Annotated in this window: 8 protein-coding genes; 1 reads left to right on the forward strand and 7 read right to left on the reverse strand. The window is 71.1% G+C overall.

Annotated elements, in window-relative coordinates; genetic code table 11:
- From Q0C12_RS14110 to Q0C12_RS14135, 6 genes are all read right to left on the reverse strand, one after another.
- Positions 1-767: lycopene cyclase family protein (locus tag Q0C12_RS14110; RefSeq protein WP_290891284.1), on the reverse strand; the 767-nt coding region annotated here is incomplete at its 3' end.
- Entirely contained in the window at positions 760-1704 is a 945-nt protein-coding gene (locus tag Q0C12_RS14115; RefSeq protein WP_290891285.1) for a phytoene/squalene synthase family protein, read from the reverse strand. The genes Q0C12_RS14110 and Q0C12_RS14115, both read right to left, overlap by 8 nt.
- Positions 1701-3212, reverse strand: coding sequence for a phytoene desaturase family protein (crtI, locus tag Q0C12_RS14120; RefSeq protein ID WP_290891287.1), 1512 nt, complete (start codon positions 3210-3212; stop codon positions 1701-1703). The genes Q0C12_RS14115 and crtI overlap by 4 nt, the downstream gene beginning before the upstream one ends.
- Complete coding sequence (locus Q0C12_RS14125) at positions 3209-4015, reverse strand: polyprenyl synthetase family protein (protein WP_290891289.1); 807 nt, start codon at positions 4013-4015, stop codon at positions 3209-3211. The genes crtI and Q0C12_RS14125 overlap by 4 nt, the downstream gene beginning before the upstream one ends.
- Before the next feature lie 137 nt (positions 4016-4152).
- The gene (locus Q0C12_RS14130) at positions 4153-4911 is read right to left on the reverse strand and encodes a bacteriorhodopsin-like (RefSeq protein WP_290891291.1); all 759 of its coding nucleotides are present in this window, start codon (positions 4909-4911) and stop codon (positions 4153-4155) included.
- 339 nt (positions 4912-5250) lie between these two features.
- Positions 5251-6468 carry an FAD-binding domain-containing protein gene (locus tag Q0C12_RS14135; RefSeq protein ID WP_290891293.1) on the reverse strand — a complete coding sequence of 406 codons (1218 nt, stop codon included), beginning with the start codon at positions 6466-6468 and terminating at the stop codon, positions 5251-5253.
- 155 nt (positions 6469-6623) lie between these two features.
- Here Q0C12_RS14135 and Q0C12_RS14140 point away from each other — a divergent pair, with 155 nt between their 5' ends.
- On the forward strand, positions 6624-8057 hold the full coding sequence (locus tag Q0C12_RS14140) for a diguanylate cyclase (protein WP_290891295.1): 1434 nt from the start codon (positions 6624-6626) through the stop codon (positions 8055-8057).
- On the opposite strand, the gene Q0C12_RS14145 is transcribed toward Q0C12_RS14140, so the two are convergent.
- Positions 8054-8477, reverse strand: a 424-nt coding sequence (locus Q0C12_RS14145) for a hypothetical protein (RefSeq protein WP_290891297.1), incomplete at its 5' end; no start/stop codon positions are given. The two genes, Q0C12_RS14140 and Q0C12_RS14145, sit on opposite strands and share 4 nt — an antisense overlap.

Consider the following 8477-nt stretch of genomic DNA (forward strand, 5'->3'; position numbering starts at 1 on the left):
CCGGCCGGCGCCGGCAGCCCCATCGGCAGTGTCGCCGCCTCGGCGCGCACGCGCTCGGCGCCGGACCAGCCGCGCCGCGCCAGCAGCGCATCCAGGTCCTGCCACAGCCGATCGGCCGGCAGCGGCTGCCGCGAAAACCGGGTCGCCTCGACCAGCACGCGGGTCGGCGTCAGCGGCAGCACATAGGTGAACACGAAGCCCTCGGCGTCCGCGCGCATGTCGGTCATCAGCTCCACCCGGCGCTCGTCCACGCCCGGGGCATCAAGCAGCAGCTCGCGGCCCGCGAAGCACTGGAACAGCGTCGCGCCGTCGCGCTGGCTCGCCGGCGGCGGTCGCGTGTCCACCACGTGGCGGGCGCGCAGCGGCCCGGCGTCGGTGCGGATCTCGACCTCATCGCCGACCTCGGCCATCGCGCCCGCGCGGGTGCCCAGCATCAGCGTCACGTCCGGACTGGCCGCCACTAGGCCGAGCGCGGTGCGATAGAAGTCGCTGCCGCGCACGTAGGCATAGCGCCAGCCTTGGGCCTGCCGCACCACGGCTTCGCCGCCGTCGCGCGAGAACACCCAATCGTCCCACGTGCGCGTCACCGGCACGGCCGGCAGCGCACCGTCCGGAATCCAGAACGACCAGCTGCGATCATCGACGTAGCGCTCGCGCGGCTCGATGATCCGCAGGCGGCCGCGATAGCCCGACTGCACCAGGCGCATCGCCAGCGACAGGCCGGCCAGCCCGCCGCCCAGCACCACCAGGTCCGCGCGATCAGTCATGGCGGAGCACCCGCGGCTGCAGCGCGAATTGAAGCGACGCCTCGTGCACCGCGTCGCGGCGATGCAGGCGCGGCGACAGCGCGAACGCCAGCAGCGCCTGCAGCGAATGCCCGGCCTTGGCGGCCGGACCGACCACCGCGCGACGGTCCCAGCTGCGGTGCCCGGCCGCGGCGATGCGTCCGCCGATCGCGCGGTACATGCGCGCGGCGGCCAGGATGGCCAACCGGGCGCGCGGCGGCAGGAAGGCCAGGCCCGCTTCGCCGCTGGCGTAGTAGCGCTCGGCGAGCGCCAGCAGGCGCCGCGTTGCGTCGCGCAGCCGGGGCTCGAGCGAGGCGTCCGGCTGCGCGATCGCGGCGGGCGCCACCTCGCCGATCCAGCTCGCCGGAAGATAGCGGCGGCCCATCCGTGCGTCCTCGCCCACGTCGCGGGCGATGTTGGTGAGCTGCATGGCGATGCCGAGGTCGATCGCGAACGGCCGCGCGCGCGGGTCATGCACGTCCAGCACTGCGCACATCATCAGGCCCACCGTGCCCGCCACGCGGTAGGCATATCGCACCAGCGCGTCCTCGTCCGGCAGGCGGACGGCGTCCAGGTCGCCCTCGACGCCGGCCAGCAGGTCCAGCGCCGGCGCCGCAGGCATCCGCGTCTCCCGCTGCAGCGCCAGCATCGCCTGTGTCCAGCGATCGTTCGCCCGGCCGGTGAGCAGCGCATCGCGGATGGTCGCCAGCGCCGCGCGTGCGGATGCCGCATCGCGGGCTTCGTCGGCCACGTCGTCGACATGGCGGCAGAACGCGTACAGCACCGCCGCGCGGCGGGCATGGCGCGTGCCGAGCAGGTGGCTGGCGAAGGCGAAGGTGCGGCCGTGCCGGCGCAGCACCGCGCCGGCGTCCGCGGCGCCGAGGCCGTCCGCAGCCACGTCGCCCGGCACCACGCTCACGCCGGCAGCGCCTCGGCCCGCACCAGGGCAAGGTCCTCGGCGGCCGACGGCAGCAGCCGATCGACCACCTTCGCCGACGACAGCACCCCTGGCAGGCCAGCGCCCGGATGGCTGCCGGCGCCGACCAGGTAGAGGTTGCGCGGCCCTTCGCCGCGGTTGTGGAAGCGGAACCAGGCCGACTGGCGGAAGTGCGGCGCGATCGAGAACCCGGCCCCGGCCGGCGACAGGTAGCGGGACTCGAAATCCTCGGGTGTCATGTAGAAGTCGGCGCAGATCGAATCCGCCAGCCCGGGCAGGAGCGTCGCACCCAAGGCCGCGACGACGCGGTCGCGCAGGCGCGGCGCCTCCGTGGCCCAGTCGATGCCCGCGGTCAGGTTCGGCACCGGCACCAGCGCGTAGAAGCTGTCGCAGCCTTCTGGCGCGAAGCTCGGGTCGGTCGCGGTGGGGCGGTGCAGGTAGATCGAGAAATCCTCGGCCAGCACCTTGCGGTGGAAGATGTCGTCGAGCAGCTCGCGGTAGCGCGGGCCCATCCAGATGGTGTGGTGGGCCACGTCCGGGTATTGCCGGCGCGTGCCGAAATAGAACACGAACAGCCCCATGGACTGCTCGCTGTGCCGCGCCTTGAGCCGCGCCGACGCCTTGCTCGCCGAGCGCGGCAGCAGCTGCTTGTACAGGTGCACCGGGTCGGCGTTGGACACCAGGTGGTCGGCCCCGATGCGGCGGCCGCAGGCCGTGTGCACGGCGCGCACCGCATCGCCCTCGACGTCGATCGAAGTCACGGTGGTGTCCAGCCGCGTCTCGATGCCCTGCTCCGCCATCAGCTTCGCCAGTCCGTCCACCAGCGCCCCGGTGCCGCCCATCGCGAAGTGAACGCCATGCGCCCGCTCCAGGAAATGGATCAGGCCGTAGATGCTGGTGGTATCGAAGGGATTGCCGCCGACCAGCAGCGGCTGGATCGAGAACGCTTGGCGGATCTTCTCGTGCTTCACGCAGCGCGACACCATCTGCCACACCGAGCGGTAGGCGCCCAGCCGCAGCAGGTGCGGCACCTGCCGCAGCATGAAGGTGAACCGGTGGAAGGGCGCATCGGCCAGCTCGGTGAAACCGACGTCGTAGATCTTGCGCGACTGCTCGAGCAGCGCCCGGTAGCCCTCGGCGTCCGGCGGATGGATGCGGGCGATTTCGGCCAGGGTCTGCTCGATGCCGCCGCCGTAGTCGAAGGTGTCGCCGTCCTGGAAATGGAAGCGGTACCACAGCGGCAGCGGCACGATGCGCACGTAGTCGGCGATGTCCTTGCCGAACAGCGCGAACAGCTCCTCGAACAGGAAGGGCGCGGTCAGCACCGTCGGGCCGGCGTCGTGGCGGAAGCCGTCCTTCTCGAAGACCTGGGCACGCCCACCCAGCCGCGGGCAGCGGTCGACCAGGGTAACCTCGTGGCCCTTGGCGCGCGCCCGCAGCGCGGCGGCGATGCCGCCGAACCCGCCGCCCAGGACGACGACCCGGCTCACGTCGTTTCCAGGTCGGTGGCGAGCGCGGTCGCCCGTGCGAACGACTGCTCGGCCAGCAGTCCGCCGCAGCCGCGGGGCAAGGAGGCGGCCGCCGCGCGGGCCTCCTCGAAGCGTCGGATCGCCAGCGCGCGGGCGGCCTCCCGGGGGCGGGCCTCGCCCGCGGCGGCCAGGACGGCGACGATGTTCAGTTCCTCGTTGAGCGCATCGCGCGCGACGTCATCCAGATCATCGGCCATCTGGTAGCCGATCGCGAAGCGGGCGCCTGCATGCTCGGCGGCGCCAATGGCGTCGTAGCGGCCGGCGAGCACCAGGGCCAACTCGATCGGGAGGATCAACAGGGGTGCCGACTTGCCGCTGGCGACCCGCTCGTAGGCCGCCAATGCGCCCACCTGCCCGCCCTGTAGCGCCAGGTCCTCGCACTGGCCGCGGATGACCGCGCCAACGCGGGCGTGCATGCGCGCGATCAATGAACCCGCCGCGGCGCCGGTGCCTGCCAGCGCACCGTAGGCGGCGGACAGCAGCAGGTCGCCGGTGCAGATCGCCACGGCGTCGCCGTGACGGCGCCAGACCGCGTCCTGGCCGCGGCGCAGCGGGTCGCGGTCCTGCAGGTCGTCGTGCACCAGGGACGCGTTGTGCAGGAGTTCGCAAGCGGTCGCGATCGCTATCGTCCCGCGGGGCGACAGGCCGAGGGCGCGGCCGGCGTGGATCGCCAGGCGGGCCCGCACGCGCGAGCCCCCGGCGGAAAGATGGTGGGCAGCGGCCGCTCCGGCCTCGCCCTGGTCCGGGAACACGAGTTCGAGCATCCGTTGCTCGACTTGGCTGATGCTGGGTGTTGCGTCATAGCTGACCATGGACGCCTCGCAGGCCGGTTCCGTGAGGAGCGGGGTGGGGATCCGGCGTCACCGGCCCCCACCCCGCGCTTGCCACGCAGGTCGAAGGCTCAGGCCTTCGAACCCTCTGCTTCCGACTTGCGCACGGCGATCGCGTAGATCACCAGGCCGAACACGGCCTTCGCGGTGATGTCGGCGACGGTGTAGCCAAGCTCGATCACCGCGGTCGCGGTGCCGCCATTCATGCTGATCACGAAGGGCAGGAAGTACACGACCGGGTAGAAGAACCAGGACACCACCGTCAGGTTGCGGGCCAGGCGGATCAGGCCGCGCACCGACTCGTGCTGGCGCTCGATCGCCTCGCCCAGGCTGGTGTAGAGCGCGAACACGATGTACAGGAAGGGCACCATCGACAGCGCGCCGAACACCAGGCGGGTCGAATCAATGCCCTCCGACACCTCGCCCGGGTAGCCGAGCAGGATCATCAGCGCCGCGGCGCCGCCGAGCTTGAGCGACTTCGAGACCGTCTCGGCCTGCGAAAGGCGCATCACCAGGATGAGCTCGATCAGCAGCAGCGGCACGGTCAGCAGCCAGTCGACGTAGCGGTAGGCGCGGTTGAACTCGACGCCCGTGGCGGTGACCACGCCGTTGGCCACTTCGTACGCCTGGCCCCAGCTGTCGAAGATTCGCCAGTAGTGGTAGAGCGCGATGAAGGTGACCAGGCCGGTGATCGTCAGCGCGGTCTTGTAGTGGTGCGAAACCTGCGAACGACCGAACCAGAAGAACAGCGTGGCGGCTGCGAATGTTGCGATACCGAAGGAAAACGCGTTGTAGACCAGCGAGAACTGGCCTGCAGTCAAAGCTTCCATGGGTTGACTCCCGTTGCCTGTGGCGGCTTGTTGTAGGTGGTTGGTGTTTGCATCCGACGCGCGCGGGTTGTGTCGAAGCCCCCGACCGTCGTTCCCCTGCGCGATACCGCTACAGCCAGACCAAGATCGCCTTCACATGCCGCCGGCCAGTCACAGCTGCGTGGGTGGTATCGAGTCCCTTCCCTGGGAACCGTCGCAGTCGACGCCCGCAGGGGTGTAGGCCATGTGCAAGACGTGTCGTTGCCGCGTGGACGAGCGGCCTGAAAATGCTGCACCGCAGTGCGCCTTCACGCGCCAGCGCACGCCTGCGGCGCACGTTGGCGACGCCCCGAGCGTGGCTCAGGCCAGGCCCAGGTCCGCCAGCAGGCGGGGAATCTGCTGCCTGACCTTGAAGAACCCGGCCGTCGCCAATGGCCACACTTCGGCATCCCACTCCCGCCGCCATTCCGCCAGGGTGATGCCGCTGGCGGCCAGCGCGGGCCTCGCTTCGAGCAGCCAGTCGTGTACCGGGCCGCGCGTGGCGTAAGGCGTCACGATCTGCGTGACTCCCGCTGACTGGGCCCATCGCGCCAGTTCGGCGGGGTGGCCTGCCCGCAATGCGACGGCGGGCAGTCCTGTCCGCGCCGCGGCATCGGCCAGGGCCCCGGCCTCGAACCGGATCACCGCCTCCGAAACCTCCCACGGCGAGCGCAAGTGGCTCGTGGCCAGCGTAGCCGCGGCGCGAATGGCGAGCGAAGGCAGGGCGAAGTCCTCCAGCCGGCAATCCTCGTCGGTGATCAGCAGCGCGGTGGCCACGCCGGGGTTCGGCCGGTTGAAGTCACGTAGCGCCAGGACCGGCGGCAGGCCCGCCGGCTCGGTCGCCTCCAGGCCCTGCGTTACTTCCGCCAGCTCGCCGGACCGAGGCGCGAAGCGGCCGTGGGTGCAGGTCTTGATGTTGTCGGCGCGCGCCGGGTAAGGCTTGCCGCGCGTATGCAGCCCGGCCACCCAGCGCCATCCCAGCGTGTTCGACGCCGCGTCGCCATCCAGCAGGTGCCGGTAGAAAAAGTCCGCGCCCAACCGCCACGGCAGGCCGAGCGTGAAAATCCAGATCGAGGCGAACCACATCCGCGCGTGGTTGTGCAGGTACCCGGTTTCGACGAGTTCGGCGGCCCAAGCGTCGAAGTAAGGCAGCCCGGTCTGGCCCTGCATAGCGCGCTCCACGCGCCGCCCCAGCTTGCGATCGTCCTGTGCGGCGGAAAGATCGGCTTGCAGGCCTTGGGTGTAGCTGACCCAAACCTGCGGCCGCTGCTCGAGCCAGCCTTTGAAATAGCCCCGCCAGAAAACTTCCTCGACGAACTTTTCCGCTGCCTCCAGCCCATGGGCCGCGAGCGCGGCCGCCACTACTTCCTGCTCGGTCACCAGGCGACGCCGGATATACGGCGAAAGCCGCGATACCGCCTTGTGGGCGCCGGGGCCGTGGTCGATGTTGCGGCCGTTGGCGTAGCGCCGTCCCATCGCGGGCACGAAGGACGCCATCGCGGCGAGGCCGGCGGCGCGGCTTGCGGGGAAGTTGGCCATGGGTCAGGAACCTTGGTGTCTGGCAAAAAGTATGGGGCGCGGCTCGGACGACCTTGTGAACTGGACCGGGCGCGCCTTGCCGCCGTGCCAACCCGGCCTGCGTGCTACCGCGGATTCGCAGTGGCCGCGCTAGGATGCGCGCAGGGGGAGTCACGATGACCGATGTACCGATGGTTTCCGCAGGCCCGGCGGCCTGGCGGCCTTGGCTGCTGCACCCGCTGCTGCTCGCGCTGTGGCTGGGCAGTTTCCTGCTCGCGGCCGCGCTGGAGCATGCGCCGCACGCCAGCCTTTGGTTCCCGCCGGCGGCGGTCACCTTCGCCGGCCTGTTCAGCGTCGGCTGGCGCGCGGTGCCGGCGGTGTTCGTCGCCTGCGTGCTCGGCACCTGGCTTACCGAGTCCGGCAACACCGAGGGCGAGGTCCGGCTGGGCGTGTTCGCCGTGTCCAGCCTGGTCTTCGCGCTCATCCACATCGGCGCTTATGCGCTGCCGGCGATGGTGCTGCGGCGCCTTGCCCCGACCCGGCCCGCCGAGCTGACGATGCGCCCGGTGTCCCAGTTCCTGCTGCTGGGGGCGCTGGGGGCGCTGCTGGCCGCGACGCTCGGCACGTTCGGCCTCACCCGCACCGACCTGCTGGAGGCGCCGGACCTGTTCGAACTCGCCGCGGCCTGGTGGATCGGCGACTACGCCGCGCTGGTCACGCTGGCGCCGGTCCTGGCGCTGGTGCTGCGGAAGGTAGGCGGCGATGCCGGCGTGCGGCGGTTCCCGCCGTTCGAATGGGGCGGCTGGCGCCTGCGCCGCTCGGCGGCCTCGAAGCTGGCGCTGTTGTTCGCGGTCACGCTGGCCATCCTGCTGGGCTACCTGGAGCTGTCGAACAGCCGCGCCCTGCTGGTGATGCTGGTGTTGCCGGTGGTGCTGCAGCTGTGGATCGTGCACACCGGATCCTTGGCCAGCGCCCAGCTGGGCCTGCTGGGCTTCAGCCTGCTCACGGTAGGCGCGGCGGCGGGCTTCAATGTCGGCGACAATGCGCTGGTGCTGCAGTTCGCGGCCATCAGCCTGGCCGCCAACACCTATCTCAGCCTGGCGGCGCCTGCGCTTTACGCGGCCAACGAGCGCCTGCGCAACCAGGTCAGCCATGACGGCCTCACTGGCGCACTCAGCCGCGCGCACTTCGAAGACCGCGTGGCGATCGAACTGGCCGGCCCGCTTCGCCGCAACCAGCCCGCCGCGATCGTGATGCTCGACCTCGATGGCCTGAAGGCGCTCAACGACACCCACGGCCACGCCGCGGGCGACCTGGCGCTGCGCGAGCTGGTGGTGCGCAGCAAGGCTTGCCTTGGCCCCGACGATTTCATGGCGCGCCTGAGCGGCGACGAGTTCGCCATCTTCCTGCCCGAAGCGGACGACCTGCATGCGCGCGAGGTCGTCGCAGCCATCCGCCAGCGGCTGGCGGCCGAACCGCTGCAGCCGCAGGGCTTCCACGTCGCCGCGAGCTTCGGCATTGCCACCGCCCCGCGCGATGGCGTGGCCCTGTCGCCGCTGCTGCAGGCCGCCGACGCGGCGATGTACGCCGACAAGCGCGCGCGCCGCTAGGGCAGGAGGCGCATGACCAACCACGCCGGCACGCCGACGAAGTAAATCAGTTTCGCAGCCCATGACAGCACGCGCCGGATCGCGGCAGCGCGTGGCGTGCCCGCCGCCAGCCCAATCACCGTGCCGATCTCGATGCCTATCCGCAGCATTGCCCCGAACAGCATCAACCCCAGCGCCCACGACGCCCACCACACCAGCAGCCCCAGCAGCCACGCACCTAACCCGTACGTGTAGGCCTCGCCAAAAAACCCGCCGAAGGTGATGACCTGGTGCAGCCGGAACGCCACCAGCGCCGGCAGCAGCGGGAATGCGACGAACTTGACCACCGCGTGGTCCAGCCACCCGCCGCCTGTCGCCGCGCGCACGGTGGCCAGCCGGGCGGCGAACCCGTCGGCCGGCGCGAGCGGCGCGCCGGCGGCG

The organism is Arenimonas sp., assembly GCF_022842045.1.
Classification (GTDB): Bacteria; Pseudomonadota; Gammaproteobacteria; order Xanthomonadales; family Xanthomonadaceae; genus Arenimonas.